Source organism: Janibacter hoylei PVAS-1, from assembly GCF_000297495.1.
GTDB classification, from domain to species: domain Bacteria; phylum Actinomycetota; class Actinomycetes; order Actinomycetales; family Dermatophilaceae; genus Janibacter; species Janibacter hoylei.
Genome location: NZ_ALWX01000085.1, coordinates 1 through 26,594 on the forward strand (window position 1 = coordinate 1; position 26,594 = coordinate 26,594).

Below are 26,594 nucleotides of genomic sequence, written 5' to 3' on the forward strand. Positions count from 1 at the left end.
CGGTCGCCGCGGAGGGCGCCGGTCAGACGKKCTCCTTCAACGTCGCGCCGCGGACGTGGACGCGCTCGGTGACGAAGAACCCCGTGCTCGGCGCGGCCTACGGCGGCGCGCACCGCTTCGGGGTAGAGGTCTTTGCCCCCGAGACGGTGCGTCCGCTCATGGCGGCCCTGCTTGTGCGCGATCTCGTCCGCGAGAGCCCGCAGCGCGCCCACCCGGAGGAGCTCTTCAGCGAGGCGGCGGCACACGGCGGGCTGTGGCGGGTCGGCTACGAGCCCAAGACGGCGCTCGGGGTGGCGGCCGTCGCCGGCCTGCCGGGCTCCCTTCGGCGGCGGCTGCGAGGCTGAGCGCCGCCGCCAGCCGGGCGAAGGGGGGTCAGCTCCCGTCGTGCCCGCGCAGCAGCTGGATGAAGTCGGTCACCGGACCCAACGGGCCGCTCGCCTCGTCACCCGTGGGCGCGAAGCCGGCGACACCGGTGCGCTCGGCGACGACCAGGGCGGCGAGCTCGCCCGCCGCGCGGTGCACGCGGCGCTCGAGGTCGGCGTCGCCACCGAAGTCCTCGGTCGCGGCGAAGACCGCGGTCGGCACGACGACCGCGCGCAGGTAGGCGAAGAGCGGGCGCATCGCGTGCTCGAGCACGAGGCTGTGCCGGGGCGTGCCGGCGGTGGCCGCGATGAGCACCGGCTTGCCGATGAGCACGTCCTTGTCGAGCAGGTCGACGAAGGTCTTGAAGAGGCCCGAGTAGCTCGCGGTGAAGACGGGCGTGACGGCGATCAGGCCGTCGGCGGCGACGACCTTGGCCTGGACGCTCTCCAGGCCGGGCGTCGGCCGGTTGCCCGAGACCATCGTCTGGGCCATCTCGACGGCCAGCTCGCGCAGCTCGACGAACTCGACGTCGACCGACTCGCCGCGCCCGCCCACGGCAGCGCGCGTGGCGTCGGCGAGCTGGTCGGCGAGCAGCCGGGTGCTCGAGGGCGACGAGAGCCCAGCGGTGATGACGACGACGGACCGGCTCATCGGGTGGTGACCTCCTCGCGCTGCGCCGCAGCCTCCTGCTCGGCGATGGCGACCGGGCTGGTGACGACCTTACGGTGCGGGCTGTCGGGGCCCTCGGCCACCAGCGAGGCGTGGGTCGGCGGCTCGCTCGGCACGCCCTCGGGGCGGCGTGCCTCGAACTCCCTTCGCAGCACCGGCACGACCTCGCGGCCGAGGATCTCGACCTGCTCGAGGGCCATCTGGAGCGGCAGGCCGGCGTGGTCCATGAGGAAGAGCTGGCGCTGGTAGTCACCGACGTGGTCGGCGAAGGAGAGGGTGCGCTCGATGACCATCTCGGGCGTGCCGACGGTGAGCGGCGTCTGCCGGGTGAAGTCCTCCATCGACGGCCCGTGGCCGTAGACCGGCGCGTTGTCGAAGTAGGGGCGGAAGACCCGCTTGGCCTCGGCCTCGGTGTCGGCCATGAAGGCCTGCCCGCCGAGCCCGACGATCGCCTGGTTGGCGTCGCCGTGGCCGTAGTGCTCGAAGCGCTGGCGGTAGAGGCCGACCATCTGGGCGGTGTGCTCGATGTTCCAGAAGATGTTGTTGTGGAAGAACCCGTCGCCGTAGAAGGCGGCCTGCTCGGCGATCTCGGTGGACCGGATCGAGCCGTGCCAGACGAAGGGGGCGACGCCGTCCAGTGGCGCAGGAGTGGCGGTGAAGCCCTGCAGGGGCGTGCGGAACTGGCCCTTCCACGTGACGTTCTGCTCGCGCCACAGGCGACGGAGCAGGTGGTAGTTCTCGATCGCCAGCGGGATGCCCTGGCGGATGTCCTTGCCGAACCACGGGTAGACCGGGCCGGTGTTGCCGCGGCCCATCATCAGGTCGACGCGTCCGCCCGACAGGTGCTGGAGGAAGGCGTAGTCCTCGGCGATGCGCACCGGGTCGGTCGTCGTGATGAGGGTCGTCGCGGTCGAGAGCTTGAGGCGCTCGGTCTTGGCGGCGATGTAGGCGAGGTGGGTCGTCGGCGCGGAGGGGACGAAGGGCGGGTTGTGGTGCTCACCCGTGGCGAAGACGTCGAGTCCGACCTCCTCGGCCTTCAGGGCGATCTGCGTCATCGCGTGGATCCGCTCGCCCTCGCTCGGCGTGCGACCGGTCGTGGGGTCCATCGTCACGTCGCCGACGGAGAAGAGTCCGAACTGCATTGCCGCGCTTCCTGCTGGATTATTGAATCGTCAATTATCCTAACGGCGTGGGGCCGGGATCCATTCCCGGGTGGTCGTCGTGGGCCGGCTACACCCGGTCGAGCAGGGCCGCGACCTCGTGGGTCAGCTCCTCTGCGGCCTCGATCTCGACCCGCCGGCTGGAGACGGACTCGATGTTGAAGCCGAAGGGGATGCCGAGGTAGCGGCAGAAGTCGGTGAGCTCGCGGGCGGCGTTGAGCGCGTGCTGGCGCGACCACTTCAGCGGGTCGTCGGCGTGGACGATCTCGTTGCGCACCCAGCTGGGCACCCGCACGCCGAGCCACTCGAGGAAGCTCAGCGTCTTATCCGACCCGCACAGCGAGAGGGTGAAGATCAGGGGCGCCGGGTCGAGCTCGTCCTCGACGACGGCATAGCGGTAGTCGGAGGCGAGGTTCTTGGCCGCGCCGATGTCGTAGACGATCTGGCTGATGAAGAAGCCGGCGCCCGCGTGCTGCTTGCGCAGCAGTCGCTCGTGCTCGTCCCCGCGGCCGGAGTGGCGCTCGGGGATCGTCACGCCACCCAGCGGCAGGCTCGGCCGCACCTCGCGGTGCAGCTCCAGCGCGCGGGGCAGGGTCGTGTTCACCTCGGCATCGCTGCTCGAGCTGCCGACGAAGACAGTCAGGACGTTGTCCGGCGCCGCGGCCAGCCAGTCCGCGAGCTCGTCCTCGCGGTACTTGCCGACGGCGCGGTAGACGATCGCCGGCCGGTCCCAGCCGGCGAGCTGCTCGCTGAGGTAGTCGCCCGGGTCGAGCATCGAGGCGAAGGGGAAGGGTCGGGGGGCGGCGTTGCGGTCGGCCTCGTCGGTGATGTCGTAGAGGACGAGGGCGTCGACGGGCAGGGCCTCGGCGCGGGCGAGGGTCCGAGCGGCGATCTCGCTGATCCGCTCGGGGGCGGTCTCGGCGCGGGGCGGGGTGATGCCGAAGAGCAGGACCTCGCGCGGGTTGCGCACCGCGGCAGGGAAGTCGCCGGGGGAGGGGGGCTTGGATTCCTCCGCAGGGAGCTCGCTCATGCGGGCACCGTAACCGGGGATCGGCCACTGGTTAGGCTCGGCCCGATACCCGGACACCGTCCCCCTTCGAGGAGAGCACCGTGCAGATCACCGACACCGCCGCCATCGTCACCGGAGGAGCCTCGGGCCTCGGCGCAGCGACCGCAGCTGCGCTCGCCGCGGGCGGTGCGCGCGTCTTCGCCTTCGACCTGCCGGCCTCGATCGAGGGCGCCCCGCAGGTCGACGGCGTCGAGTACGTCGCCGTCGACGTCACCGACCCCGAGCAGGTCCAGGCCGCGGTCGACACCGCCGCCGGCGCCGGCGTGCCGCTGCGCACCGTCGTCAACTGCGCCGGCATCGGCCCGTCGATGCGCATCCTCGGCAAGAAGGGCCCGCACGACCTGGCCTTCTACGCCAAGGTCGTCCAGGTCAACCTCGTCGGCTCCTTCAACGTGCTGACGCTCGCCGCCGAGAAGATCTCCCAGACCGAGGCCCTCGAGCACGGCGCCCGCGGCATCATCATCAACACCGCCTCGATCGCGGCCTACGACGGCCAGGTCGGCCAGGCCGCCTACTCCTCGAGCAAGGGCGGCATCGTCGGCCTCACCCTGCCCGCTGCCCGCGACCTCGCCCAGTACGGCATCCGCGTCATGACCATCGCTCCCGGCATCGTCGAGACCCCCCATGCTCGCGACCGTCTCCGAGGAGTTCCGCGAGGGCCTGGCGAAGGGAGTCCCCTTCCCGCAGCGTCTCGCCCGCCCCGACGAGTACGCCCAGCTCGCGCTGTCGATCATCGACCACGACTACCTCAACGGCGAGGTCATCCGCATGGACGGCTCGCTGCGCATGGCTCCTCGCTGAGTTCGCGCTTCGGTCTCCTAGGAGGGCGCCCCGCGGCCCGTCTGCCCGTTCCGTGAGGAGGGCGCCCCGCGCCCGTCTGCCCGTTCCCTGAGGAGGGCGCCCCGCGCCCGTCTCGAAGGGCCGCGAGCACAGGGCTGGGGGTGGTCCTGAGGAAAAGTCCCGACTCCTGTCGCACACGCCTCACCGGGCGTAGCAGGGTCGGGACTTTTTCCATGAGTCGGGCCGACCCCCACCCTGCGCCGCCCCTCACCGTTCCCTGAGGAGGTCGCCCGCGGCCGTCTCGAAGGGCCGGTCAGGCGGGGTCGGTGACGTCCGCGACCTGGGCGTCGAGGTGAGCGAGCATGGCGTCGGCGTCGAGGGTGGCGGCGACGCCGTGGGCGCCGGCGCCGATGGAGACGGTGCGGCCGGCGACGGTCTCGTCGGCGACGACGGGCAGTGCCTGCAGCGAGCCGAAGGGGGTGATCGTCCCCCGCTCGTAGCCGGTCACCTCGCGGGCGATCTCCTTGTCGGGCAAGGAGATCCGGTTGACCGACAGCAGCGCGCGCAGCTTCGGCCAGGAGATCTGCCGGTCGCCCGGGACGAGGACGAAGAGGTGGTCGCCCTCCCCCCTTCGCACGACGAGGGTCTTGATGATGTCGTGTGGCTCGACCCCGCGGGCTGCGGCCGCCTCCTCGAGGGAGCGGACCATGCCGTGCCGGGTGATCGTGTGCTCGATACCGCTGTCGTCCAGGGCCTGTGCTGCGCGGGTGCCACCGTCCATGACCGGCAGCCTACGACCGTCCGAGTCGCGCACTCAGGCGCTGGCCCAGCTCGACCTCGTGGGGGAGTCGGCGCATCTCGGCGGCATCGGCCGCCACGCCCTGCGCCCGCAGCCGCTCCGCCAGGAAGTCCCAGTGATCCTGCTCCATGTCCTCGTGCGTGAGGTCGCCGTGGGGCTCGTCCGGGCCGACCACGGTGACGGCCGTGTCGGCGATCTCCTCGATGGTCATGCGCTCCCACAGGCCGTCCGGGCCCCACTCACTCCAGCCCCGATCGTCGAGCAGGATCCGTCGGGTGCCGTCGTCGAGGACGGCCAGGTGGAGTGCGGACACGGACATCGACCGGGGGCCGTTGGTTCCGTCGTCGAGCTCGACGACGGTCACCAGGTGGGTCACGGAACGCATGACGCCTCATCCTGCCAGCGCGCACACATCACACGACGTTATGTCTGTCCAAACGCAGACTTATGATTGTGGGCATGGCCTTCTTTGACTTCCCCAACCCGGTCAACGACAAGGCGGCGCGCACGGTCGCCACCGGTGTCGTCGCGATCAGCGTGCTGACGCTCGTGACCGGATGGTGGTGGCTGCTCGTGCCGCTCGGGCTGGGCTTCCTCGGCCGGGTGCTCGCCGGGCCCCGGCTCAGCCCTCTCGGCTGGTTGGCGATGCGAGTCGTCGCTCCTCGGCTCGGGCAGCCGGTGCTGACGCCGGGGCCGCCCAAGCGCTTCGCCCAGGGCATCGGTCTGGCCTTCTCGACGACCGCGGCGGTCCTCGCCCTCGGTCTCGGCCTGCACACCGCCGCGGGGATCGTCCTCGGCGTGCTCGTCGTCTTCGCGACCCTCGAGGCAGCGCTCGGCTTCTGCGCCGGTTGCTGGGCCTTCGGTCACCTCATGCGGCTGGGCATCATCCCCGAGGAGACCTGCGAGGCCTGCGCCGACATCACCCGTCGCCGCCCGGCCGTCGAGGAGCCGGTGACGACGGCCTGAGCCGCCGGCTCAGCGCCCGAGGAAGGCGTCGAAGAGCGCCTGCGTCTCGGGCAGCGATGCCCGGGCGCGGATCGTCTCCGCCTCGTCCCGACCGCTCTCCTCACGAGAGCGAAGGGAGCCTGCCCGCAGCAGTCGTCGGGTCTGGCCGTAGGCGCCGGCCGGTCCGGCGGCCCAGGTGGCCGCGAGCTCACGGGCCCGGGCCAGCGGGTCGGCGGCGACCTCGGCGACCAGGCCTTGCTCGCGGGCCTCGTCGGCCGACAGCGGCTGATCACGCAGCGCGAAGGCGAGCGCCCGCTGCCGACCCATCGCCAGCGGCAGCAGGGTCGACGTGCCGCAGTCGGGGTTGAGCCCGATCTTGGGGTAGGCGACGACGAACTTCGTGTCCTCGGCCGCGATGACGACGTCGCCGGCGAGCATGATGCCCAGCCCGGCGCCGGCGACGGCACCGTGCACGGCGACCGCCACCGGCTTGTCGAGCGCCTCGAGCGCGGCGACCGCGGCGTCCCCGGCGACGGCGAGCTCGTAGAGGTCACCCGCGGTGTCCTGCGAGTCGGCGAAGGAGGCGATGTCGCCGCCCCCGCAGAAGCGCTTGCCGGCACCGCTGAGGACGACGGCGCGCACCCCTTCGTCCTCGGCAGCCCGCTCGGCGGCCTCGCGCAGGGCGACACCCAGCGCCATGTCGAGCGTGTTGGCCGCCTCCGGGCGGTTGAGCTCGATGTGGGCGACGCCGTCGACGACGGTGTACTCGACGGAGGCCATCAGATCCGCCGGAACATCGCGGCGAGGGCCTGGCCGCCACCGATGCACATGGTGACGATGCCGAGCTCGAGGTCGCGCCGGACCATGTCCTTGGCCAGGCGCAGGGTGAGGATCGCGCCGGTCGCGCCGACCGGGTGGCCCAGGGCGATCGCGCCGCCGTAGGGGTTGACGCGCGCGGGGTCGAGCTCGGTGTCGCGGATGACGGCGACGGCCTGCGAGGCGAAGGCCTCGTTGAGCTCGATCGACCCGATGTCCGAAGGGGAGGTCCCCGTCTTGTCGAAGAGCGCCCGCAGCGCGTGGGTCGGTGCGTAGCCCATGAGCTCCGGCTCCATCGCCGCGGTGGTGACCGCCTCGAGGCTGACGAGCCCGGTGAGGCCGCGCTCGGCGACGGCGGACTCCCGGCCGAGGACGACCGAGGCAGCGCCGTCGTTGATGCCCGAGGCATTGCCGGCGGTGACCGAGCCGTCCTTGGCGAAGGCCGGGCGGAGGCCGGCCAGGGTCTCGAGAGTGGTGTCGGGCTTGGGGTGCTCGTCCTTGTCGGCGGTGAAGGGCTTGCGGCCCCCGACCTCGAAGGGGGTGGATCTCCTCGGCGAAGGCTGCCTGCGCCTCGGGGGTCGCCGCGCGGCGCTGCGACTCGAGGGCGAACTCGTCCTGCTCCTCGCGGGAGACGCCGTACTTCTTCGCGACGTTTTCCGCCGTGACGCCCATGTGGATGCCGTGGAAGGGGTCGGTGAGCATGAGGACGGTGCCGTCCTGCAACTGGCGGTTGCCGAGCTTGTAGCCGCTGCGGGCACCGAAGTCGTAGAAGGGCATCCGGGTCATCGACTCGTCGCCGCCGGCGAGGGTGAAGTCGAGGTCGTTCCACCGCATCTCCATCGCGGCGGACCAGATCGCCTGCAGGCCCGAGCCGCACAGGCGGTTGACCGTGTAGGCGGGGACGTTGGTCGGCAGGCCGGCCGTGACGGCGACGCGACGCGCGTTGTAGGCGTCGGGGCCGACCTGGCCGATGCAGCCCATGACGACCTCGGAGATGTCCTCGCCCGCGACACCGGCGCGCTGCAGCGCCACCCGGCTGGCCTCGGCGCCGAGCTCGAAGCCCGGCACGTCCTTGAACATCCCGCCGAAGCTTCCGGTCGGGGTACGGGCGCCGTCGACGACGACGATCTTCTCGGTGCTCATCAGCTGCTCCGTGGTCGGTGGGTGCGTTCGGAGGTCAGCATCCCACCACGCCCCTCCCGGTCCCTGAGGAGGTCGTCCCGCGACCGTCTCACCGGTCCCTGAGTGGGTCTCACGTCCCGCGTGGGCGGTCGCCCCGCGACCGTCTCACCGGTCCCTGAGTGGGTCCCACGTCCCGCGTGGGCGGTCGCCCCGCGACCGTCTCACCGGTCCCTGAGGAGGTCGCCCCGCGACCGTCTCGAAGGGCGGTCGTAGCCTGTCCGCATGGCACTTCGCAGCGCAGAGAGCGTCCAGACCGCACCCGTCGCCGCCCTCGGGCTGATCGGCGGATACCTCACGGCCCGCGAGAGCGGCATCCGTCCGCTCGGGGGAGTCGTCCTCGGCGCGGCCGGTCTGCTCGCCGGTCGCAGCTGGCTCGCCAAGACCGACCCGGCGACGACCGCGGCGCTGTCGGCGATCTACCTCGGGGGGCTTCGGCGCCTCGCACCCGCTGGCCAAGAAGGTCGGCGCCTGGCCGGCCGTCCTCGGCGTCGCCGCTGCCTCGGCTGCCGCGTCCTACGCCCTGTCCGACCGGCGCTGACCGTGGCCACGGCTCCCATCGCCCTCACCGGGGCGACCGGTCGCATCGGTGGCCGCGTGGCCGACCGCCTCGCGACGAAGGGGGTCCCCCTTCGCCTCCTCGTCCGCGACCCCGACCGGGCACCGGATCTGCCGGGTGCGACAGCGGTCGTGGCCCCCTTCGCCGACGGTGAGGCCGTCCGCGAGGCCCTCACGGGGGTCGAGACGGCCTTCATGGTCTCCGCGTCGGAGGCGGCCGACCGAGTGCAGCAGCACCTGACCTTCGTCGAGGCGGCCGCGGCCGCCGGGGTGCGGCACCTCGTCTACCTCTCCTTCCAGGGGGCGAGCGCGGCGTCGACCTTCACCTTCGCCCGCGACCACGCGGTGACGGAGGCGGCGATCCGTGGGACGGGCCTGACCTGGACCTTCCTGCGCGACTCCTTCTACGCCGACTTCATGCCGGGGCTCGTGGGTGACGACGGCGTCATCCGCGGACCCGGCGGCAGCGGCCGGGTGGCCGTCGTGGCCCAGGACGACATCGCGGACGCCGCTGCTGCCGTGCTGCTCGACCCGGCCGCCCACGCCGGCCGCACCTACACGCTGACGGGGCCAGCAGCCTTGTCCTTCACCGAGATCGCGACGATCGTCGGCGAGGCGAGCGGCCGCGAGGTGACCTACGTCGACGAGACGCTCGACGAGGCCCGAGCCTCACGGGCGGTCTACGACGCTCCTGATTGGGAGGTCGCCGGCTGGATCTCGACCTACACGGCGGTCGCCGCCGGCGAGCACGCCGAGGTCACCGGCGACGTCGAGGCGCTCACCGGGCACCCGGCGACGCCGCTGCGCGAGGTGCTCGCCGCGGGTCGCTGAGGCCGCTCAGCTCTCGTAGGGCAGCACCAGGTCGGTGCGGAGCGTCGCGGGGTCCAGGTCGGGGGAGGGCTCGGTGACGTAGACCTCCCAGAAGGGCAGCGCCGGCTGGTGCCCGTCGGCCGCCACCTGTTGCATCAATCGGCCCCACGCGTCCCCCAGACCGTCGTACCCGCCCAGGTGGGAGACCGTCGCGACCTGCGTCGCCGGCATGCTCGAGGGCAGGAAGGTGATGCCACCCGCCTCGAGCTGGCCGTCGAGCGGCGCGGCGACGGGGAAGCCGGCCTCGAAGGTCATCGTCGCCCCCGGCATGCGGTGGTGCAGGGAGATCGCGGGCCCGGCGATCTGCACGCCTGCCTCGGCGAGCGCGGGCACGAGCGCCGTGAAGGTCTCGTCGAAGATCGCGGGCATCCCGTCGGGAGCCACGTCCTGGGCGAGGCGGACCACGGTCGGGATCTGCTGGGTGACGAGATAGCTGACGCCCTCGTGGGGCGGTCGGAGGTAGGTGGGGGTGTCGGTCACGGGTGCCTCCTGCGTCGGTGTGCTGTCAGCCTGCCACGTCGGCCGCGGCGGTGAGCGTGACCGCGGCGGTCCACGCGAGCGGCGACGGGCCGGCGGGGGAGCCGTCGTCGAGGACTTTTTCGGGCAGCGACCCGGCCGACGTGCGGTGCTCGGCGAGCCAGCGCAGGGTCTCGACCGCGCGCTCGCGGGTCGTGGGACTCGTGGCCCAGGCGCCGGCGAGCACGGCCGTCTCGGGGGTCCAGGCGACGCCGTCGTCGCGCCAGTCGCCGCCGGGGGCGTAGCCGCCGTTGGGCCGGGCCATCTGGCGGGCGGCGTCGTCGAGCGCGGCCCGGATGTCCGCCTCGCGTGGTGGCGCCGTGCGGTAGGGCGGCAGCAGCCAGGCGATCGCGGTGTCGCTCGCGCCGCCGCTGATCCGACGGGGCCAGCCCCGCATGCCGAAGGTCGCGTGCACCTGGTGGTCGAGGTGCAGCGCCGCTGCGGCGCAGCGTTCGCCGAGCCGGTCCGGCAGGAGGGTCGCGGCGTGCTCGAGGCCGGCGAGGACCGGGGCGGCGGTCCCGAGGGTCAGCTGCCCCTCGTCGAGCTCCCAGTAGTCGGGCGAAGGGAGCGGCAGCCCGTCCGAGGCGAGCCGGCCGAGTGCCGTGGTGGCGCAGTGCCGCACGAAGCCCTCGATCGCCGACGCGTGGGAGGTGCCCCGCCACGAGTCGGCCGTCGAGCCGGCTGCCCACAGCGCCCAGCCGAAGCCGTCGTCCTGCGGGGGCCGGTCGTCCGGGGTGCCGCCGTCGAGCGCGTAGCGGGCCTGCATCCGCCCTGCCCGGCCGACGCGGGAGGCGAGGGTCGCGAGCTGGCGGGTGGCCCCCTTCGCGTCGCCGAGGCGGTGGAGGGCGACGGCCACGTGCGCCGTGTCGCGGGGCCACGCGTGACGCCACATCGGGGACCACCCGGCGACGGCGAGGGGCAGTCCCGCGGAGAGCACCCACAGGTCGAGGGCGGCTTGGCGGGCGAGGTCGCGCGGGGTGCCGGCCACGTGCCCGGGCAGGCTCAGGCCGGCGAGCCACTCCTCCTCGGCCTCCAGCAGCGGCCCCTGCTCGGGGCCGACGAGGACCCGTGAGTCGGGGAGCAGACGCTCGAGGTCGGGTGTCTCGACGAGCCGGCGGGTTTGCCGCCACGGACCCTGCGAGGTCTGCATCGCGACGGTGAGCCCGTACGACGCGGGCACCTCGTGGCGGGTGCGGTAGAGGCCGATGCCTCCGGTGGCCGTGGCCGTCAGGGCGGCCGCACCCATCGACCCGGCGACGAAGCTGCGCCGGGTCGGGTGGCCTGAGGGCTCGGTCATCCCCTCACGCTACCGAGCGGTCGCGCGGCTCAGGTGCGCCGTCGGTTGCCCGCCATGCCGACCGCGACCCAGGCGGCGGCGACGAGGATGCCGCCGCCCACCGGGTACCAGCGCGGCACCGTGTCGAAGAAGGCGAAGCCGAGGCCGAAGGCCATGGTGATGATCACCGCGACGAGCGCGGGCGTACGTGTCCCCATGCGGTCAGTGTGGCGGCGGCTCGCGACGCCTGTCCACGGTCGGGCGTGGTCAGACCTGCAGCAGCGACGCGAAGCGCTCCCGCGTCAGGTAGACCATCCGGGCGTCCTTGTCCCCGATGCGGACCTGCTCGCCGAGCTCGAATCCGGTCTGCCGCAGCCGCTCGAGGATCGCCCGGTTGGCAGCGTCGGGCTCGCCGACCAGCCGCTGCACGGCCGGGTCGGCGAAGGCCCACGCGAAGATCCCGGCGCCCACCGCGAGGGGGTCCTCCCCCGGCGCGACGAAGACGTGCGCGCCGAGGTCACCGGGCTGCACGTCGTAGGCCTCGGCGATCGGGTCGTGCTCGGGCTCGTAGGTCTGCAGCAGCGCCACCGGCCGTCCCTCGACCTTCCCGATCCACGCCCAGTGCGCCTCGAGCGAGTCGACGAAGGCGTAGACGTCGCGGATCTCCTCGATGCTTTTGTCGCCCATGCCCCAGAAGCGCCCGCGCGGGTGGGTCACCCACCCGTGGATCAGCGGGGCGTCCTGCTCGGGCTGCAGGGGTCGGAAGGTCAGGTCGGTCATCGGGTCTCCTGCTCGTCGGTCGACTGCGGCTGGGGTCGTGGGGTGGCGACGTCGGCGAGGTCACCGTCGCGCCACAGCCCGTGCTGGTCGTGGGCGTGGGGTGAGGTGGCCGGGCCGGCGGCGCCGAGCGGCACGGCCCAGCCGCTCGGTCCGCCGAGGGACCAGACGAGCCGGGCGGCCGGGCCCCGCCAGCACAGGTCGCTCAGACCGGGGGCGGCGGCGGTGGCGAGCACGCAGTCGCCGTCGCCACCGAGCGGTCCCGAGGCGGGGGGCCGCGGTGTGCTCGGCCCGGACGAAGGGGGCGACGTGCCGCTCCCCCCACGTCCGGTCGTCGGCGGGGGCCTGGGCGACCCGGACGAGTGCCTGGACGGCGAGGTCGTCGAGGGGCAGGCCCCAGTCGCGCCCGACGTGCACGATCCGCTCGATCCCGGCGCCGACCCGGGCCACGGGGTCGACCCAGGGGGCGAAGAGCGCTGCGAGACCTGCGGGTTCGTGGATCGGCGCGAGCCGGGGGTGGGCGGCGACGGCGAGCACGAGCTCGGTGCGCCAGCTCGCGAAGAGGGCCGCGTCGTGGCTGCACGCGTCCATGTGCTCGTCCCAGGCGAGCAGCCGCAGGCGCAGCTCCTCGGCGGGTCCGGTGGCCGCGACCCCGTCGAGCAGGGCAGCGTAGGTCGGCCAGGAGCCGAGCCGCGTGTCGACCTGGACCGCCGCGAGGCCGGCGGTGTCCCACGTGGTGCGCTCGCCGAGTAGCTCGGTGATCCGCTGCGCCCGGTGCGGTGCGGCGAACTCCTCGCCGAGGTCGGTGACGGAGGGCCGGCGGTCGTTCGCGTGCACGACGACCTCGCCGACGGTGAGGTCCCGCCGCGCCGGGGGCGCCGCCACCGTGCCCATGTGGCCGACCTGAGTGCGCATTTCCCTAGGGAGATGCGCATCCACTGCGGGTTTCACGAGGCGGCCGGCGACGCGCTCGCGCACCCGACCGTCGGCACCGGCGATGACGACGGCGTTGACCGGCTCGACCCAGCCGTCGAGGGCGGCGTCGACGTCGTCGACGGTGCGGGCCAGGAGCAGCCGACGCATCGCCGCGAGTCCGATGTCGCCGTCGAGGCCGGCGGGCGAGATCGGGTGGGGGACCACCGGATCCGCGTCAGGGGCGATCTGCTGGTAGTCGGCCATGGCGTGCGTGACCGCCCACGCGACCGATCCGGTGTGGCCGAAGTGGGGTACGCCCGGCACGCCGGCGAAGGCGAGTCCGAGCACGTCGAGCTGCGGCGTCGTCAGCCGCACCTGCTGGTAGATCCCCGGCGCCTCGAGCACTCGGTGCGGGTCGGCGGCGATCATCGGCGCGCCGGTGGCGGTGCGTGACCCGGTGAGCGCCCACGCGTTGCTGCCGCCGAGCGGCACCCCCTCGTGGCTGAGCAGGTCGAGGGCGTCGTCGCCCAGCTGGGCGCGCACGTGCCGCCGCCACAGCAGGTGGCCGAAGTTGCCCATGAGCACGTGCTGCACGAGGAAGACCCCGGCGGGCGACCACGGCTCCCAGAGCTGCGGCTGGGTGCCGGTGGCAGCGAACTCCGGTGCGCGAGAGCCCCCTTCGTCGAGGCCGTCGTTGACCCCCGCGACGTAGGCGTGCAGCCAGCTGCGGGTGTCGTCGTCGAGGTCGGCGACGGCTGCACGGGCGATGCCGGGCAGGTCGGCCCGGGTCGCGAAGTCGTCCCAGTCCGAGGTCCCGAGGAGGGCGGCGGAGGTCGCCTCGGACCGCCGCCGCTCCACCTCGATCTGCCAGGCCCGGTCGACAGCGGCCGACCGACCCTGGGCGAAGGCGAGGTCCTCGAGCGTCTCCCCCCAGCAGAGCGGGATGCCGTGGGCATCCCGCTCCACCCGCCAGCGTCGGGTCACCCGGCCACGTCCCTGCTCACGCTGCCGCCGCCGACGTTCCCTGAGGAGGTCGCGAAGCGACCGTCTCGAAGGGTCGCGGCGTGGAGGGGGTTGTCGAGGTCCCCGACCCGGATGAGCGATCCCTCGGGATCGCTGAGGTCGACCATCTGCAGCGTGTTGCGCAGCTGCAGCCGGTTGAGGCAGGAGTGCTCGAAGGTCGGCCGCAGCAGGTCGAGCCGGGCCGCTCGCGGGTGGTCGGCCGCGTGCTCGGTGATGCACTCGGCGACGAGGCCCCAGAAGTCCTTGCCGGTGAGCACCCCGTCGTCGGCGAGGATCTCCGCGACGAAGCGCAGCACCCCGTCGAGCACGTCGGTGAGCACCGACAGCGACTGCACCTGCGGGTCGAGGACGTGCCGGATGCGCTCGACCTCGGGCGGCAGCTCGCGGTCGGACATGACGACGACCTCCTCGCCGATGTCCTTCATGTAGACGCCGGTGGGCACGTGGTCCTCGAGGACGAGGATGAGGTTTTCGCCGTGCGGCATGAAGGCGAGGTCGTGCACGCCGAGGCAGTGGACGACCGGCCGCAGGTAGGCCCGCAGCATCCGTCGCACCCACTCGGTCGCACCGATCGGGCTGGCGGCGATGAGCTCGGTGATGAGCGCCGTGCCCTCGGCGTCGCGGTGGAGCAGCCCGGTGAGCGACTGGAGGCGCTCTCCCGCAGCGAGCTTGGGCACCGGCGACTCGCGCCACAGGGCGGCGACCATCTTGGTGTGCGCACTGGGCGAGCCGAGCTGGTGGTAGGCGTCGCCGGTGTAGCCGACGGCCGCGACCTCGCGCAGCACCTTGAAGCCGCAGTCGGCGAGCTCCTGGTCGGCGGCGACGACGCCGGCGACCCAGTCGTTGATCGCCGGCGTGGCCGCCATGTACGTCGGCGAGAGGCCGCGCAGGAAGCCCATGTTCTGGATCGCCAGTGCCGTCTTGACGTAGTGCCGCTCGGGCCGGCTCGTGTTGAAGAAGGTGCGGATCGACTGCTGCGCCCGGTAGCGGTCGTGGGTGGTGCCGAGGTGCACGACGTCGCGGCGGGCGATGTCGGCGGCGAAGGTCACCGCGAGCTTGTGGTCCCACTGCCACGGGTGGACCGGCATGAGCAGGTAGTCGGCGGGGTCGACCCCCTTCGCCTCGAGACGAAGGGAGAATCGCTCCCGGTCCGCCGGGTCGAGCTCGCCCGCGTAGAGGTCCTCCTCCGTCATGCCGTCGGCCAGGGAGAGGTGGGCGACGGTGCGCCGCACCGCGATCCACTGCATGCGCACGTCGGCGCCGGCCTCCGGCGAGTAGGCCTCGTGGTCGGTGGCGGAGAAGCCGATGCGACCGTTGTTGGCGACGAAGGCGGGATGCCCTTCGGTCATCGCCGACTCGATGGTCTGGAAGTCGGCGTCGACGAGGTCGCGGCTCGTGCGGCGCCCGTGGTGCCACTTGAAGGCCAGGCTCGCGAGGGTCCCGCTCAGCTCCTCGAGGTAGGTCGAGCGGAGGTGGTCGGGGATGCCGAGGTCCTCGTGCAGGTCGGAGACGACCACCAGGGCGTCGACCTCGGTCGGGCTCCCGTCGACGGTCCGCTCGATGCTCGCCGGGTCGACCCGCCAGTGCTCGAGAGCGTGCCGGGTGGCCGAGAAGGTGTAGCGGGCCGCCCCGGCGCTGATCGTCCACCGCCCGTCCGCCGTGGGCTCGGGCTCGAGGAGCCGCTCGTGGGTGAACTCGCCGATGGCCTTGGCCGCGACGTGCCGGTGGGCGCGGGCCATGACGCCCGGCTCGAGGTGGGCGACGTCGGGGCTCGGCAGCTCCTGCGTGCCCCGCTCCAGCTCGCTGGCCGCGAAGTCGGCGACGGTGCAGAAGCTCAGCAGGGCCTGCTTGTCCGGCAACGAGATGCGGCGGTCGACGACGAAGCCGGCGGCGGCGTTCTTGGCGTGGATCGCGTGGTTGCGGGCGTCCGGCTCGACGACGACCTCGGTCGTCGCGGGGTCGCGGAAGCAGAAGTGCATGACCGCGCGGAAGACCTGCGAGGTCAGGCCGCTCACCGGCGTGTCGGTCGGCGCGACGAGCACGTGCATGCCGAGCTGACCGGGGGTGACCCGGTAGTGCGCGGCGAGCACGGAGTGCGCCGGGTCGTACGTCTCGGTCAGGAAGGTCGGGATGCCGTCGACCCGACCCAGCCAGGCGTCGTGGTGCTGGTCGGCGTCGATCTCGTCGAAGGCCGCCCGGGTCTGCTCCGGGGTGTACCCCTGCATGCCCCAGAAGGCCGACTTGGGGTGGGTCACCCAGTCGTGCAGCAGGTCGGCGTGCTCGGCGGGGACGACCGGCTCGATTGTCACGCGGCCGACGGGCGTGAGCAGGGCGAAGGGGGTCATCGCGCCACCGCCTCGGCGCGCACGGGCTCCACCACGGGGGAGTCGATCTCACCGACCCCGAAGTGCTGGAAGGCGATCCGCTCCTCGACGGGGTAGACCTCGCGGCCGGTCATGGCGTTGATGATCACCGAGTTGCGGTAGGCGCCCATGCCGAGGTCGGGGGCCAGGACGGAGTGGGTGTGCTCCTCCGCGTTTTGCACGAAGATCCTGCCGTCGAGGTCGACGCTGTAGTCGGCCCCGGTGTCGTAGCGGTCGCGGGCATCGCGCCGGATGCGTCCGGCGACGGGCTCGAGGAAGGCGGGGGTCCGGGGGCGGTAGCCGGTGGCGAGGACGAGGCCCTCGCTCGTCACCCGCACGGCGGCGTCCTGCTCCTCGTGGTGCACGCCGAGCGTGTACCGCCCGGAGATGGCGTCCCAGCTCGCCTCGCGCACCTCGCTGTTGGTGAGCAGGGTCGTCGGGACGGGTGCGCCGGTCTCGACGCGGATCCGGTAGAGGGTGTCGTAGACCTGGTCGACGAGGTCGCCGCTGATCCCCTTGTAGAGGTTGCGCTGCGCGCGCAGCAGCACGTCGCGCCGCTCCATCGGCAGCTCGCGGAAGTAGCGGGCGTACTCCGGCGAGGTCATCTCGAGCGTGAGCTTCGTGTACTCCATGGGGAAGAAGCGCGGCGAGCGGGTGATCCACGTCAGGTGGTAGCCGTGCTCGGTGATGCCCTCGAGCAGGTCGAGGTAGATCTCGGCGGCGGACTGCCCACTGCCGATGACGGTCACCGACCCCTGGTCCTGCAGGGCCGCTCGGTGCTCGAGGTAGTGCGCGGAGTGGGTCACGGGTCCGCCGAGGCCCTCCGCGACGGGCGGGAGCGTCGGCTCGGTGCCGATGCCGAGCACCACATGATAAGCGCGAAGGGAGGTGACCGTCCCGTCGCCGAGGCGAGCGGTGACGACGTAGGTGCCGTCGGCCTCGCGCTCGACGGAGGTCACCTCGTGGCCCCAGCGGATGGTGTCGAGCTGGTCGGCGACCCAGCGGCAGTACTGGTCGTACTCGGCGCGCAGCGGGTAGAAGCTCTCGCGGATGTAGTACGGGTAGAGCCGCCCGATCTGCTTGAGGTGGCTGAGGAAGCTGAAGCGGCTCGTCGGGTCGGCCATCGTCACGAGGTCGGCCATGAAGGGCACCTGGATGGTCGCGCCCTCGAGCATCATCCGGGGTGCCAGCTGAACTCGTCCCGCGCCTCGAGGAAGACGCCGTCGAGGTCGGGCAGGTCGTGGGTCAGGGCGGCCAGGCCGAGGTTGAAGGGCCCCAGGCCGATGCCGACGAAGTCGTGCACCTTCATCGCGCCACCTCCAGCTCCGCGAGGCTCAGCTCGTCGAGGTGGACCGGTTCCTGAGGAGGCGCGCCAGCGCCGTCTCGAAGGGCGGCGAGCAGCGCCTCTCCGGTGGCGGCGATCGTCTCGAGGATCCCGAGCAGGTGCGCCAAGGGGGTCTGCGGGTTGAGCAGGGTGAACTTCAGCCACGACCGCCCCTCGATCGTCGTGCCGGCGACCATGACCGACCCGTCGTCGAGGAGGGCGTGCCGGATACGGGGGTTGAGCGAGTCGGCCTCGGTGACGCCCACCCCCTTCGGCCGGTAGCGCATGAGGACCGTGCTGAGCACGGGCTCGACGGCGACCTCGAAGCGGTCGTCCTCCCGCAGCACCTCCCACACCTCGTGGGCGCGGTCGATGACCTCGTCGAACATCTCGCCGACGGCGTCGGCGCCGGTGACCCGCAGCGTCAGCCAGAGCTTGAGCGCGTCGAAGCGGCGCGTCGTCTGCAGCGACTTGTCGACCTGGTTGGGGGTCACCGCGGTCCGCGGGTTGAGGTAGTCGGCGTGGTGGGTGACGTGGGCGAGGGTGGCCCCGTCGCGCACGACGATCGCGCTGGAGCTCACCGGCTGGAAGAAGGTCTTGTGGAAGTCGACGGTCACCGAGTCGGCCCGCTCGATGCCGGCGAGCAGGTGCCGGCGACGAAGGGAGACGAGCAGCCCGCCCCCGTAGGCGGCGTCGACGTGCAGCCACGCGTCGTGGGCGGCGGCGAGGTCGGCGATGGCGGCGACCGGGTCGATGACGCCGAGGTCGGTGGTGCCCGCGGTCGCGACGACGGCCATGGCCGTCTCCCCACGCTCGCGGATGCCGTCGAGCTCGCTCGCCAGGGCGGCGACGGACATGCCGCCGGTCGCGTCGGTCGGCACCGCGATGACGGCGCTCGGGTGCAGCCCCATGATGCGGGCGGCCTTGATGACGCTGAAGTGGCTGTGCTCGGTCGCGAGGATCCGCAGCGTGGCGTCGGGCCCGACCCGGCGGACCGCCTCGCCGCGTGCGAGGAGCAGGCCCTGGAGGTTGGACTGCGTGCCGCCGCTGGTGAAGACGCCGTCGGCGCCCTCGCCGAAGCCGATGCGGCCGGCGGTCCAGCGGATCAGGCGCTGCTCGACGAGCGTGCCGCCGGCGCTTTGGTCCCACGTGTCGACGGAGGTGTTGACCGCCGAGATGATGCCCTCGGCGAGGACGGCCGGTAGGGCCACGGGGCAGTTGAGGTGGGCGACGTAGGAGGGGTGGTGAAACCAGATGGCGTCGCGCAGGTAGATGTCGGTCACCTCGGCCAGCGCCGCGTCGAGGTCGGAGGCGGGCCGGTCGAGGTCGACACCCTCCACGGCGGGGGTGAGGTCGGCGACGGTCGCCCCGGTCGACGGGGCGTCCGCGGCTAGGTGCCGCGCGACGAGCTGCGTCACGCGCGCCATGCCGCGGACGTAGTCGTCGGCGGTCTCGTGCGTCAGGAGGTGGGGGTTCACCGAGCATGCTCCTAGAAGTAAGGGATACCTAACTTAGGTAGTGCTGGCCTAACATAACTGCCGTGCGCCGACCTCGCTCGTCGAGATCGCGACGCTGCGCATCACCGCCGATGCGCGATGACCCCTACCCGGGCACCTGCCCACGAGCGCGAGGAAGAACCCCGTGACGACCACTGCCCCGACGGCCACTGAAGACGCCAAAACCCTTGGCGCAGAGCGGTTCCGGCTCATCACCGCCCTGTACTTCACCCAGTACCTCGGTGTGGGCTTCCTCACGATCGGGCTCGTGGCGATCCTCCGGGACGGCGGGACCTCCCTCGCGACGCTCGGCATGCTCCAGACGATCGGGCTCATCTGGCCGCTGAAGTTCCTCTGGGCGCCGCTCGTCGACCGCTTCGGCAGCCGGCGGGTCGGCCACTACCGCTCCTGGCTCATCCCGCTGCAGCTCGGCCTGGTCATCACGCTGCTGGCGCTCACCCCCTTCGCCACCCCCGCCGACCATCTCGGCCCGGTCTTCGCGATCTGCGCGCTCTTCGTCCTCTTCTCCGCCACGCAGGACATCGCCGCCGACGCGCTCGCCGTCCGCCTCCTCACCGACTCCGGTCGGGGGATCGGCAACGGGATCCAGGTCGGCGGCAACTACCTCGGCAGCGTCGTCGGCGGCGGCCTGGCCGTCGTCGTCTACGACCGGTGGGGCTGGGTGCCCGCGATCCTGCTCCTGGCTCTGCTCACCGCCGCGGCCCTCGGCGTCGTCATCGGCTTCCGCGAGCCGACCCGCGAGGTGCAGGTGCGCCGGGCCGGGCTGCGCGAGCTCCTCTCGGTCTTCGCCCAGCAGGGCTGCCGCAGCTGGGTGCTCGTCGTCGTCCCGCTCTACTACATCGGGGCCGCCGTGGGCTACGCGATCGTCTCGCCGGCTCTCGTCGACGCCGGCTGGTCGCTGACCAAGATCGGGGTCGTCTCCGGCGCGATCGCCTCGGCACCGGCCGTCCTCTCGGCGCTCGGCGCGGGTGCGCTCGTCAGCCGCTGGGGTCGTCGTCGCGTCCTCGTCCTCGGTGGCGTGCTCCTCGCCGTCGCCACCCTCGGCCTGGTGCCGCTCGCCCTCGGCGAGGCGTCGACCGTGTGGACGACGATCGCACTGTGCGCCTTCATGGCCGCCTACGCGGTGGCCAATGTCGTCGTCTACACGATCAACATGGACTTCGCCCGCCCCGACTCGGCCGGCACCGACTTCACGACGCTCACCTCCTTCGCGTTGGCGATGTCCTTCGTCGCGGCGGCCCTCGCCCTCACCGCCGCCGTGTGGATCGGCTACCTCGGGGTGCTCGTCGCGTCGATCGCCCTCGTCCTCGTCGGCACCGCGCTCGGCCTGCGGCACCAGCGTCGGCACGGGGTCTCCTGACGCCCGGCGCCCGCACGCGCGGGGGAGTGCTCCCCGTGCGAGTCGCTTGCTGTCGGCGGCAGATGTCGATTGCATGACCCCCATGAGCTATCCGCCCTCCTCGCCGTACCCGTCGAACCAGCCGCCACCCGAGGGGCAGGGCACGCCCACCGGCGGCCAGCCGCCGTACGGCACCCCGCCCGCTCCGGGCACGGGTGCGCCGCAGGGCTCCCAGCCGCCGTACGGGTCGCAGCCGGCCTACGGCAGCCAGCCGCCCTACGGGTCCCAGCCGCCCGCCGGTGGCCCCGGTGGCGGGATGCCGCCCATGCCGCCCGGTGGTGGTGGGATGCCGCCGGTGCCGCCCGGTGGGGGCTTCGCCGCCCCGTACAGCCCGATCGAGGCGATCGTCTACGGCTTCCGCACGTTCGGCCAGCACGTGGGCGTCTTCCTCGTGCTGGGGCTGCTGCTGCTCGTCGTCACCGTTGGCGTGCAGTTCCTCTTCAACCTCATGGGCGGCGGTCTCGAGATCTTCTCGGCGCCCTCGTGGGACCCCGACACCCCGACGCCCGAGGCCAGCCTCGGCTCCTCGCTGCTCGAGCTCGTCGGCAGCCTGCTGTCCAGCCTCTTCGGCTGGATCGTCGGCCTGGCGATCATGCGCGGCGCGCTCGACGTCGTCGACACCGGTCGGGTCGAGATCGGTCAGCTCTTCAACCGCATCCCCTGGGGTCAGGCCCTCCTGGCGGGCATCCTCGTCGCGGTCGCCACGCTGGCCGGCCTCATCGTCTTCTGCGTCGGTGCGATCGTCGTGACCTTCTTCCTCTACTACACCAACGCGGCGGTCCTCGACGGCAAGAGCGCGACCGACGCCATCTCGGCGAGCTTCACCTTCGTCAAGGACAACCTCGCCGAAAACCTGCTCCTCTGCCTCCTCGGCGTCGTCGCGATCATCGCGACCGTCTGCACCTGCTACCTCGGTGGCATCGTGCTGGGCCCGGTCATGACGATCGCCGTCGCCTACACGTGGCGCCACCTGCAGGGGCGCCCCGTCGCCCCCTGACCCGGCTCCACCCGGCATGACGAAGGGCGGGCCCGCACTACGGTGCGGACCCGCCCTTCGTCATGCCGTGGCCGAGGTCAGATGATCTTGCGCCCCTCGTCCTTGGCGGCGCGCCACTCCTTGTAGAAGGCGACGCAGATGATCGTCAGGATGACGGCCACGATGACCGGCCAGACGAGGACGTAGGCGGTGAGTGCGGTGATCGACATGGGGATCCTTCCGGGTCAGGAGCGGGCGGGCTCGAGGTCGAGGTCGTCGTCGCCGGTCAGCGACTCGTCGTCGGTGAAGTCACCGGTGCGACGGGCGATGAGCGAGAAGTCGAAGGGCCGCTGTCGCGACGCGAACGACATGACGACGCAGACGATCGTCGAGATCGCGTAGGCGGCCAGCGAGCCGGACAGCGCCGGGTACTGCGAGATCACCCCGATGGCGAAGGGGGCAACCCCCACCGCGAAGACGGCACCGAGCGAGATGCCGACGCGGGCGCCGAAGAAGCCGAAGGCCATGAGCCCGATGACGATGCCGGCGCCGATGATGCCGACGACGTCGACGACGAGGTCGAGCGCCCCGGACTGCGGCAGCCAGCCGAAGCGCACCGGCAGGAAGACCGCGAAGGCGACGAGCACGGAGACGGTGAAGGCGGCGTTGGTGACCCTCGACCAGTAGAAGGAGGCGATGACGGGGAAGACGAGGCAGCCCCACATCGCACCGACGAAGACGAGCAGGTCGAGGATGTTGAGCTCGAGCGCGGCGAAGAGGACCGCCGCGACCGTGGCGACGACCATCGTCAGGCGCCCGATGAGCAGCATCGTCGCGGGGTTGATCGTGCCGGCGCGACGGGCGCGGTCGCCGTAGATGTCGGTCATGACGATGGACGACAGGGCCGCCAGGTCGGAGTCGGCCGTCGACGACAGCGAGCCGATGATCATGACGAAGAAGATGACGATGAGCGGGGTCGCGAGGTGGGTCGCCGCCATCTGCGGCAGCAGGTTGTTGGGGTCGCCGCCGGCCGGGTCGATGCCGGCGTAGAGGGCGAGCACACCCATCATGCCGACGCCGATGATCGTCGCGCCGTAGCCGACGGTCGCGGTGACGAAGGTCGGCTTGATGAGGTCCTCGCGCACCGCGAAGAGCCGCTGGGCGATCGTCTGGTTGCCGATGGCGTAGGCGAGGACGGCCGCGATGTACGGCGCGCCCTGGCCGAGGAAGGCCTCGGAGGAGAAGAAGCTCGACTGGTGGGCGGTGAGGTTGCCGGCGCCCTCGCGCAGCAGGTCGGGCCCGCCGAGCACGAAGAAGAAGGCCGGGACCAGGACGACGACGGCGAGGAGCATGGCGACGACCTGGGTGAAGTCGGTGAGCACCGATGCGCGGAAGCCCGACCAGATCGTGTACATCAGCACGCCGGCCGCGATCATCAGCACGCCCTGGATGAAGCTCATCGGCGAGAGCATCGCGATGAGCGCGCCACCGGCGATGGAGTTGGACATGAGCGAGATGACGCTGCCGAGCACGTTGGAGATCGCGAGCATCAGCTGGCTGGATCGTCCGTGGCGGGCGCGCATGACCTCGGCGAGGGTGTGCGCCTGCGGGGCGACGGCCCGGATCCGACGGCCGAAGGGGTAGATGAAGAGGATCATCAGGCGCCCCACAGCCCGTAGTGGATGGGACCGGAGATGCCGTACGTGTAGCCGGAGGTCACCGAGGCGTACATCGACGAGGCCCAGATCCACGTCGCGGTCATCGAGGCTGCGGAGATCCCGAAGCCGATGTTGTGCCCGGCCGTCATGTACTCGTCGGCGTTTTCCTCGCCGCGACTGATCCGCATCGACATGACCATGGTCAGGCCGTAGAAGAGGACGAGCAGCAGCACGATGGTGGCGATCCCCAGGGGTGGCGTCGGCATGCCTTCCTTCCGGTGTGGTGTTGTGGGTGTGGCTGAGCGGAAAGTAACCCGACGGGCAACGAAGGCTAATGGAGCCAACCGCGCCCAAACTGCCCCAGAAGCCCATGAGGTCAACGAAAGGTCGAGGTCGGGCCACGGCCGTCGCTGTGGCCGATCTCACCGCTTGGGGCCCTAACCTGCGGTCATGACGACTCCCCAGCCCAGCCCCGGCCGCGCCCGCCAGGACGCGATCTACCGCCCCGGTGCGCTCGGCATCGCGCCCACGGTCCCGACGGACGTCGCGGAGCTCGAGCGCCGGGCGCGAGCGGCCATGAGCCGCAAGGCCTGGGCCTACATCGCCGGGGGTGCCGGCGGCGGCGCGACGATGCGCGCCAACCGGGCCGCCTTCGACCGGTGGCAGGTCGTCCCGCGCATGCTCCACGCGACGACGACCCGCGACCTGTCGACGACCCTCCTGGGGACCGAGCTCACCGCGCCGCTGCTGCTCGCCCCGGTCGGGGCGGCCGGCCTCGTCACCGACGACGCCGACCTGCTCATCGCGCAGGGGGCGCACGCCAGCGGCGTGCCCTACGTCTTCTCCTGCCAGGGTTGCTCGCCGATGGAGGAGACGGCGCAGGCGATGGCCGGGACCCCGTTCTGGTACCAGCTCTACTGGTCGACCGACGAGGCGCTCGTCAACTCGATGATCGCTCGGGCCGAGGCCGTCGGCGCTCAGGCGCTCGTCGTCACGCTCGACACGACGATGCTCGGGTGGCGCACGCAGGACCTCGACCTGGGCTCCCTCCCCTTCGCCCGGGGCCAGGGCATCGCCCAGTACACCTCCGACCCCCGCTTCATGCAGCTGGTCCGGGAGCAGCTCGCCGACACGGCGCGTGCCGCGCAGTCGCTCGGGATCGACCCGCGCAAGCCGCTGCGGGCGGCCCGTGCGGCGAAGGGAGGAGTCGGCACCCTGCTCTCGATGAGCCGCGAGCACCCCGGCGGGGTCCGCGACAACCTGCGCTCGCCGGAGCCGCGGGCGGCGGTCGAGACCTTCCTCGACATCTACTCCAACCCCGCGTTGTCGTGGGAGCACATCGCGACCCTGCGGGAGCGCACGAGCCTGCCGGTCGTGCTCAAGGGGATCCTCCACGAGGACGATGCACGGCAGGCCTTCGACTCCGGTGTCGACGCCGTCGTCGTCTCCAACCACGGCGGGCGACAGGTCGATCGGTCGATCGCGGCCCTCGACGCGCTCGCGCGGGTGCGCGAGGCGGTCGGGCCGGAGCCGACGGTGCTCATGGACAGCGGGGTGCGGTCGGGGGCGGACCTCTTCGTGGCGCTCGCGCTGGGCGCCGATGCCTGCCTGCTCGGGCGACCGCACGTCTACGGGCTGGCGCTCGACGGCGCGACCGGCGTGAGCGCGGTGGTCGACAACGTGCTCGCCGAGCTCGACCTGACGATGGGGCTGGTCGGCGCAGCCTCGATCGGCGACATCACCCGGGAGCTGCTCGTCGAGGTGTGATCTCGACACGTCGGGCGGGGCTCGCTTCGTCGTGCGGGGTGTCGTACCGCCGTGCCAAGGTGGGCCCATGACAGATGTCTGGGAGCTCGTCCACGCCGAGCGGGCCGCACTGGCGGCCGACCTCGAGGGCCTCACCGACGAGCAGTGGCGCACCGCGTCGCTCTGCGACGGGTGGAGCGTCCACGACGTCGCGGCGCACCTCGTCGCCAATGCCCTCGCCACCCCCTTCGGCCTCGTGCGGGGGATGGTTCGGGCCCGGGGTGACTTCGAGCGGATGACCCAGCAGGGCGTCGACCGGCACCGCGGGGCGACACCGCGCGAGACCCTGAGCAGCCTGCGCCAGGTGGCCGGTCGGCGGACGGGGCCGCCCACCCGGCTCGCCCCGCTCGAGAGCCGGCTCGTCGAGGAGGTGGTCCACGGTGAGGACATCCGCCGGCCGCTCGGCATCTGGCACGACTACTCCGCCGAGGCGATCGAGGGTGCGCTGCGCTACCAGGCGCGCACGCCCGCCTCCGTCGGTGGAGCACGCGAGGTCGCCGAGCGGGTCACGCTGCGGGCGACCGACCTGGACCTCACCCTCGGCGACGGGCCCGAGGTCCGCGGACCGGCCCTCGCGCTGCTGCTCGCGATCTCGGGGCGCGACGTCGTGCGCCCCGACCTCGACGGCCCGGGAGTCGGCCTGGTCGGGGGGTGAGCAACCCCGAAATGCGGGTTCCTCCCCGACGTAGCGCGCACCGGTGGCGCATCGCCATTGGTGCACCGGCCGCCAGACACTACCCGTGAGTAGTCCGTGGTGCAGGGCGAGGCGCACGTCAGCCCTCTCAGCGGGGTGCCAGTCGGGGGTGGTGAGGTGGCGCGGTGCGCCGCCTCCCCACCTTCGTCGTCCTGTGCATGGTCGTGGCGACCGGGCTGACCCTCCAGGGCTTCCGCGATCTCGTGTGGACCGACGCCGCCGGCAGCGTGCTCTACGCGACGGCGGCGGTCCTCTCCCTCCGCGTGGTGTGGCCGGGGCGTGAGGCGCCGCGCCCGCTCGTCGTGGCCGTCGTGGCGCTCGGGCTGTGCGTGGTCGTCGAGCTGGCCCAGCTCACGGGTCTGCCGGCGCGGGTGCCGCAGCTGCGACTGGTGCTCGGGACGACCTTCGCCCCGGACGACCTCCTCTGGTACGCGGTGGGCGCACTGGTCGGTGCCGGGGCGTTGGTGCTGGTGGAGCGCCAGCGGCGCTGAGGCGAGGCTCTGGCTGGTCGACTGAGTCCTCCCGCCCCCCGTCCCCCGTACCTTCGCACTGGCCCGGGAGGCGAGCTCGGGGGCAGCGGTGGGCGTGGTCTCGAGGATCGCGGCGATCGTCGAGAAGTCGACGCTGTCGTGCAGCACGAAGGCGACGGGCTCGCCGGGGAGAGCCGGTCGATGACGGCCTGCAGGGCCGGCTGCGGGGCGAGTATAGCCTGACCGGGTGCGTCTCAAGCCCGGCCGTCCGGACGTCTCCCGCCACGCCTCGCGCCTGGATGTCCCGGTCGCCGGGGATGGTCCGCTGGCGGTGACCTTCCTGGGCGTCTCGACCTTGCTCGTCCAGGACGGCGAGTCGGCGGTGATGACCGATGGTTTCTTCTCCCGGCCGGGCCTGCTCCGGGTCGGGCTGGGGCGGGTCGCGCCGTCCGCCGAGCGCATCGATGCCGCCCTCGACCGAGCCCTCGGCGACGCCGGTCTCGACGGGCTCGACGCCGTCATCCCCGTCCACAGCCACTACGACCACGCCCTCGACTCCGCCGTCGTCCGCCGAGCCGCACGGGTGCGCTCCTCGTCGGTGGCGACGGTGGCCAACGTGGGCGTCGGCGGAGGCTGCGCGCCCGAGCGCATCCGGGTCGTCCGCCTCCGGCG

The 26,594-nt window shown here is 72.4% G+C and carries 23 protein-coding genes and 8 pseudogenes; 11 read left to right on the forward strand and 20 right to left on the reverse strand.

All coding sequences use genetic code 11. The annotated features are described in order from the left end of the window. Window positions 1-344 (forward strand): annotated as a pseudogene (locus tag B277_RS18050) (hypothetical protein); the annotation flags it as partial. Window positions 345-372: 28 nt separating this feature from the next. Here the strand turns inward: B277_RS18050 and B277_RS14480 are convergent. The 3 genes from B277_RS14480 to B277_RS14490 form a co-directional block, all read right to left on the reverse strand. After that, on the reverse strand, window positions 373-1,014 hold the full coding sequence (locus B277_RS14480; RefSeq protein WP_007929590.1) for an FMN reductase: 642 nt from the start codon (window positions 1,012-1,014) through the stop codon (window positions 373-375). Then, window positions 1,011-2,174 (reverse strand): LLM class flavin-dependent oxidoreductase, encoded by a 1,164-nt coding sequence (locus B277_RS14485; protein ID WP_007929592.1) that lies wholly within the window; start codon window positions 2,172-2,174, stop codon window positions 1,011-1,013. The genes B277_RS14480 and B277_RS14485 overlap by 4 nt, the downstream gene beginning before the upstream one ends. An 88-nt stretch (window positions 2,175-2,262) precedes the next feature. Then, window positions 2,263-3,222, reverse strand: a complete 960-nt coding sequence (locus B277_RS14490; protein ID WP_128277336.1) for a methylenetetrahydrofolate reductase — start codon at window positions 3,220-3,222, stop codon at window positions 2,263-2,265. Between the two features lie 80 nt (window positions 3,223-3,302). Here B277_RS14490 and B277_RS14495 point away from each other — a divergent pair. After that, window positions 3,303-4,062 (forward strand): annotated as a pseudogene (locus B277_RS14495) (SDR family NAD(P)-dependent oxidoreductase). Between the two features lie 292 nt (window positions 4,063-4,354). Here the strand turns inward: B277_RS14495 and B277_RS14500 are convergent. Beyond that, window positions 4,355-4,822, reverse strand: coding sequence for an aminoacyl-tRNA deacylase (locus B277_RS14500; protein WP_040881727.1), 468 nt, complete (start codon window positions 4,820-4,822; stop codon window positions 4,355-4,357). A gap of 10 nt (window positions 4,823-4,832) precedes the next feature. Further along, window positions 4,833-5,225, reverse strand: coding sequence for a hypothetical protein (locus tag B277_RS14505; RefSeq protein ID WP_007929597.1), 393 nt, complete (start codon window positions 5,223-5,225; stop codon window positions 4,833-4,835). Window positions 5,226-5,299: 74 nt separating this feature from the next. On the opposite strand from B277_RS14505, the gene B277_RS14510 reads away from it, so the two are divergent. Beyond that, on the forward strand, window positions 5,300-5,806 hold the full coding sequence (locus B277_RS14510; protein WP_007929598.1) for a DUF4395 domain-containing protein: 507 nt from the start codon (window positions 5,300-5,302) through the stop codon (window positions 5,804-5,806). Between the two features lie 9 nt (window positions 5,807-5,815). On the opposite strand, the gene B277_RS14515 is transcribed toward B277_RS14510, so the two are convergent. The 4 genes and pseudogenes from B277_RS14515 to B277_RS20060 all read right to left on the reverse strand — a co-directional run. Continuing rightward, on the reverse strand, window positions 5,816-6,565 hold the full coding sequence (locus B277_RS14515; RefSeq protein ID WP_007929599.1) for an enoyl-CoA hydratase/isomerase family protein: 750 nt from the start codon (window positions 6,563-6,565) through the stop codon (window positions 5,816-5,818). After that, window positions 6,565-6,897: a beta-ketoacyl-[acyl-carrier-protein] synthase family protein gene (locus B277_RS20050; RefSeq protein WP_007929600.1), complete on the reverse strand. Its 333-nt coding sequence runs from the start codon at window positions 6,895-6,897 to the stop codon at window positions 6,565-6,567. The genes B277_RS14515 and B277_RS20050 overlap by 1 nt, the downstream gene beginning before the upstream one ends. A gap of 120 nt (window positions 6,898-7,017) precedes the next feature. After that, window positions 7,018-7,068, reverse strand: a pseudogene (locus B277_RS20055) (hypothetical protein); the annotation flags it as partial. A gap of 121 nt (window positions 7,069-7,189) precedes the next feature. Continuing rightward, a pseudogene (locus tag B277_RS20060) lies at window positions 7,190-7,744 on the reverse strand (thiolase family protein); the annotation flags it as partial. A gap of 261 nt (window positions 7,745-8,005) precedes the next feature. Here B277_RS20060 and B277_RS19290 point away from each other — a divergent pair. Further along, window positions 8,006-8,321, forward strand: a pseudogene (locus tag B277_RS19290) (hypothetical protein). 2 nt (window positions 8,322-8,323) lie between these two features. Next, entirely contained in the window at window positions 8,324-9,169 is an 846-nt protein-coding gene (locus B277_RS14525) for an SDR family oxidoreductase (RefSeq protein ID WP_202865245.1), read from the forward strand. Window positions 9,170-9,175: 6 nt separating this feature from the next. On the opposite strand, the gene B277_RS14530 is transcribed toward B277_RS14525, so the two are convergent. From B277_RS14530 to B277_RS14560, 9 genes and pseudogenes are all read right to left on the reverse strand, one after another. Next, complete coding sequence (locus B277_RS14530; RefSeq protein ID WP_007929603.1) at window positions 9,176-9,688, reverse strand: GyrI-like domain-containing protein; 513 nt, start codon at window positions 9,686-9,688, stop codon at window positions 9,176-9,178. 25 nt (window positions 9,689-9,713) lie between these two features. After that, window positions 9,714-11,021 carry a glycoside hydrolase family 15 protein gene (locus tag B277_RS14535; protein WP_007929604.1) on the reverse strand — a complete coding sequence of 436 codons (1,308 nt, stop codon included), beginning with the start codon at window positions 11,019-11,021 and terminating at the stop codon, window positions 9,714-9,716. Between the two features lie 29 nt (window positions 11,022-11,050). Beyond that, on the reverse strand, window positions 11,051-11,218 hold the full coding sequence (locus B277_RS18055; protein WP_169330623.1) for a hypothetical protein: 168 nt from the start codon (window positions 11,216-11,218) through the stop codon (window positions 11,051-11,053). 49 nt (window positions 11,219-11,267) lie between these two features. Further along, complete coding sequence (locus B277_RS14540; protein ID WP_007929610.1) at window positions 11,268-11,780, reverse strand: GNAT family N-acetyltransferase; 513 nt, start codon at window positions 11,778-11,780, stop codon at window positions 11,268-11,270. Continuing rightward, window positions 11,777-12,013, reverse strand: a complete 237-nt coding sequence (locus B277_RS20400) for a penicillin acylase family protein (protein WP_156811807.1) — start codon at window positions 12,011-12,013, stop codon at window positions 11,777-11,779. The genes B277_RS14540 and B277_RS20400 overlap by 4 nt, the downstream gene beginning before the upstream one ends. Before the next feature lie 217 nt (window positions 12,014-12,230). Beyond that, window positions 12,231-13,676, reverse strand: a pseudogene (locus B277_RS14545) (penicillin acylase family protein); the annotation flags it as partial. Further along, window positions 13,673-16,060, reverse strand: coding sequence for a GNAT family N-acetyltransferase (locus B277_RS14550; RefSeq protein ID WP_007929621.1), 2,388 nt, complete (start codon window positions 16,058-16,060; stop codon window positions 13,673-13,675). The pseudogene B277_RS14545 and the gene B277_RS14550, both read right to left, overlap by 4 nt. Continuing rightward, window positions 16,057-17,387 (reverse strand): annotated as a pseudogene (locus B277_RS14555) (lysine N(6)-hydroxylase/L-ornithine N(5)-oxygenase family protein). The gene B277_RS14550 and the pseudogene B277_RS14555 overlap by 4 nt, the downstream one beginning before the upstream one ends. Further along, window positions 17,384-18,880 (reverse strand): pyridoxal phosphate-dependent decarboxylase family protein, encoded by a 1,497-nt coding sequence (locus B277_RS14560; protein ID WP_007929622.1) that lies wholly within the window; start codon window positions 18,878-18,880, stop codon window positions 17,384-17,386. The pseudogene B277_RS14555 and the gene B277_RS14560 overlap by 4 nt, the downstream one beginning before the upstream one ends. A 163-nt stretch (window positions 18,881-19,043) precedes the next feature. On the opposite strand from B277_RS14560, the gene B277_RS14565 reads away from it, so the two are divergent. Together B277_RS14565 and B277_RS14570 are read left to right on the forward strand one after the other, a co-directional pair. After that, window positions 19,044-20,279, forward strand: coding sequence for an MFS transporter (locus B277_RS14565; RefSeq protein WP_007929625.1), 1,236 nt, complete (start codon window positions 19,044-19,046; stop codon window positions 20,277-20,279). 82 nt (window positions 20,280-20,361) lie between these two features. Continuing rightward, entirely contained in the window at window positions 20,362-21,315 is a 954-nt protein-coding gene (locus tag B277_RS14570) for a hypothetical protein (RefSeq protein WP_128277331.1), read from the forward strand. A 77-nt stretch (window positions 21,316-21,392) separates the two neighbouring features. On the opposite strand, the gene B277_RS19295 is transcribed toward B277_RS14570, so the two are convergent. Both B277_RS19295 and B277_RS14580 read right to left on the reverse strand, forming a co-directional pair. Further along, window positions 21,393-21,524 (reverse strand): putative transporter small subunit, encoded by a 132-nt coding sequence (locus B277_RS19295; protein ID WP_007929627.1) that lies wholly within the window; start codon window positions 21,522-21,524, stop codon window positions 21,393-21,395. A gap of 15 nt (window positions 21,525-21,539) precedes the next feature. Then, window positions 21,540-23,218: pseudogene (locus tag B277_RS14580) on the reverse strand (sodium:solute symporter family protein). A gap of 184 nt (window positions 23,219-23,402) precedes the next feature. On the opposite strand from B277_RS14580, the gene B277_RS14585 reads away from it, so the two are divergent. The 4 genes from B277_RS14585 to B277_RS14600 all read left to right on the forward strand — a co-directional run. Continuing rightward, entirely contained in the window at window positions 23,403-24,719 is a 1,317-nt protein-coding gene (locus tag B277_RS14585; protein WP_007929628.1) for an alpha-hydroxy-acid oxidizing protein, read from the forward strand. 67 nt (window positions 24,720-24,786) lie between these two features. After that, a complete protein-coding gene (locus tag B277_RS14590; RefSeq protein ID WP_007929638.1) occupies window positions 24,787-25,413 on the forward strand; it encodes a maleylpyruvate isomerase family mycothiol-dependent enzyme in 627 nt (208 codons plus the stop codon). A gap of 164 nt (window positions 25,414-25,577) precedes the next feature. Beyond that, window positions 25,578-25,943 (forward strand): ribosomal maturation YjgA family protein, encoded by a 366-nt coding sequence (locus tag B277_RS14595; protein ID WP_007929640.1) that lies wholly within the window; start codon window positions 25,578-25,580, stop codon window positions 25,941-25,943. A 226-nt stretch (window positions 25,944-26,169) separates the two neighbouring features. Next, window positions 26,170-26,594 (forward strand): MBL fold metallo-hydrolase (locus tag B277_RS14600; RefSeq protein ID WP_007929641.1); only part of this gene is annotated, 425 nt, incomplete at its 3' end.

Bases quoted from the DNA above. Each gene is read 5' to 3' on its own strand.
- B277_RS14480 (WP_007929590.1), bottom strand. From the start codon at position 1,014: ATGAGCCGGTCCGTCGTCGTCATCACCGCTGGGCTCTCGTCGCCCTCG.
- B277_RS14485 (WP_007929592.1), bottom strand. From the start codon at position 2,174: ATGCAGTTCGGACTCTTCTCCGTCGGCGACGTGACGATGGACCCCACG.
- B277_RS14490 (WP_128277336.1), bottom strand. From the start codon at position 3,222: ATGAGCGAGCTCCCTGCGGAGGAATCCAAGCCCCCCTCCCCCGGCGAC.
- B277_RS14500 (WP_040881727.1), bottom strand. From the start codon at position 4,822: ATGGACGGTGGCACCCGCGCAGCACAGGCCCTGGACGACAGCGGTATC.
- B277_RS14505 (WP_007929597.1), bottom strand. From the start codon at position 5,225: ATGCGTTCCGTGACCCACCTGGTGACCGTCGTCGAGCTCGACGACGGA.
- B277_RS14510 (WP_007929598.1), top strand. From the start codon at position 5,300: ATGGCCTTCTTTGACTTCCCCAACCCGGTCAACGACAAGGCGGCGCGC.
- B277_RS14515 (WP_007929599.1), bottom strand. From the start codon at position 6,565: ATGGCCTCCGTCGAGTACACCGTCGTCGACGGCGTCGCCCACATCGAG.
- B277_RS20050 (WP_007929600.1), bottom strand. From the start codon at position 6,897: ATGGAGCCGGAGCTCATGGGCTACGCACCGACCCACGCGCTGCGGGCG.
- B277_RS14535 (WP_007929604.1), bottom strand. From the start codon at position 11,021: ATGACCGAGCCCTCAGGCCACCCGACCCGGCGCAGCTTCGTCGCCGGG.
- B277_RS18055 (WP_169330623.1), bottom strand. From the start codon at position 11,218: ATGGGGACACGTACGCCCGCGCTCGTCGCGGTGATCATCACCATGGCC.
- B277_RS14540 (WP_007929610.1), bottom strand. From the start codon at position 11,780: ATGACCGACCTGACCTTCCGACCCCTGCAGCCCGAGCAGGACGCCCCG.
- B277_RS14550 (WP_007929621.1), bottom strand. From the start codon at position 16,060: ATGACCCCCTTCGCCCTGCTCACGCCCGTCGGCCGCGTGACAATCGAG.
- B277_RS14570 (WP_128277331.1), top strand. From the start codon at position 20,362: ATGAGCTATCCGCCCTCCTCGCCGTACCCGTCGAACCAGCCGCCACCC.
- B277_RS19295 (WP_007929627.1), bottom strand. From the start codon at position 21,524: ATGTCGATCACCGCACTCACCGCCTACGTCCTCGTCTGGCCGGTCATC.
- B277_RS14585 (WP_007929628.1), top strand. From the start codon at position 23,403: ATGACGACTCCCCAGCCCAGCCCCGGCCGCGCCCGCCAGGACGCGATC.
- B277_RS14590 (WP_007929638.1), top strand. From the start codon at position 24,787: ATGACAGATGTCTGGGAGCTCGTCCACGCCGAGCGGGCCGCACTGGCG.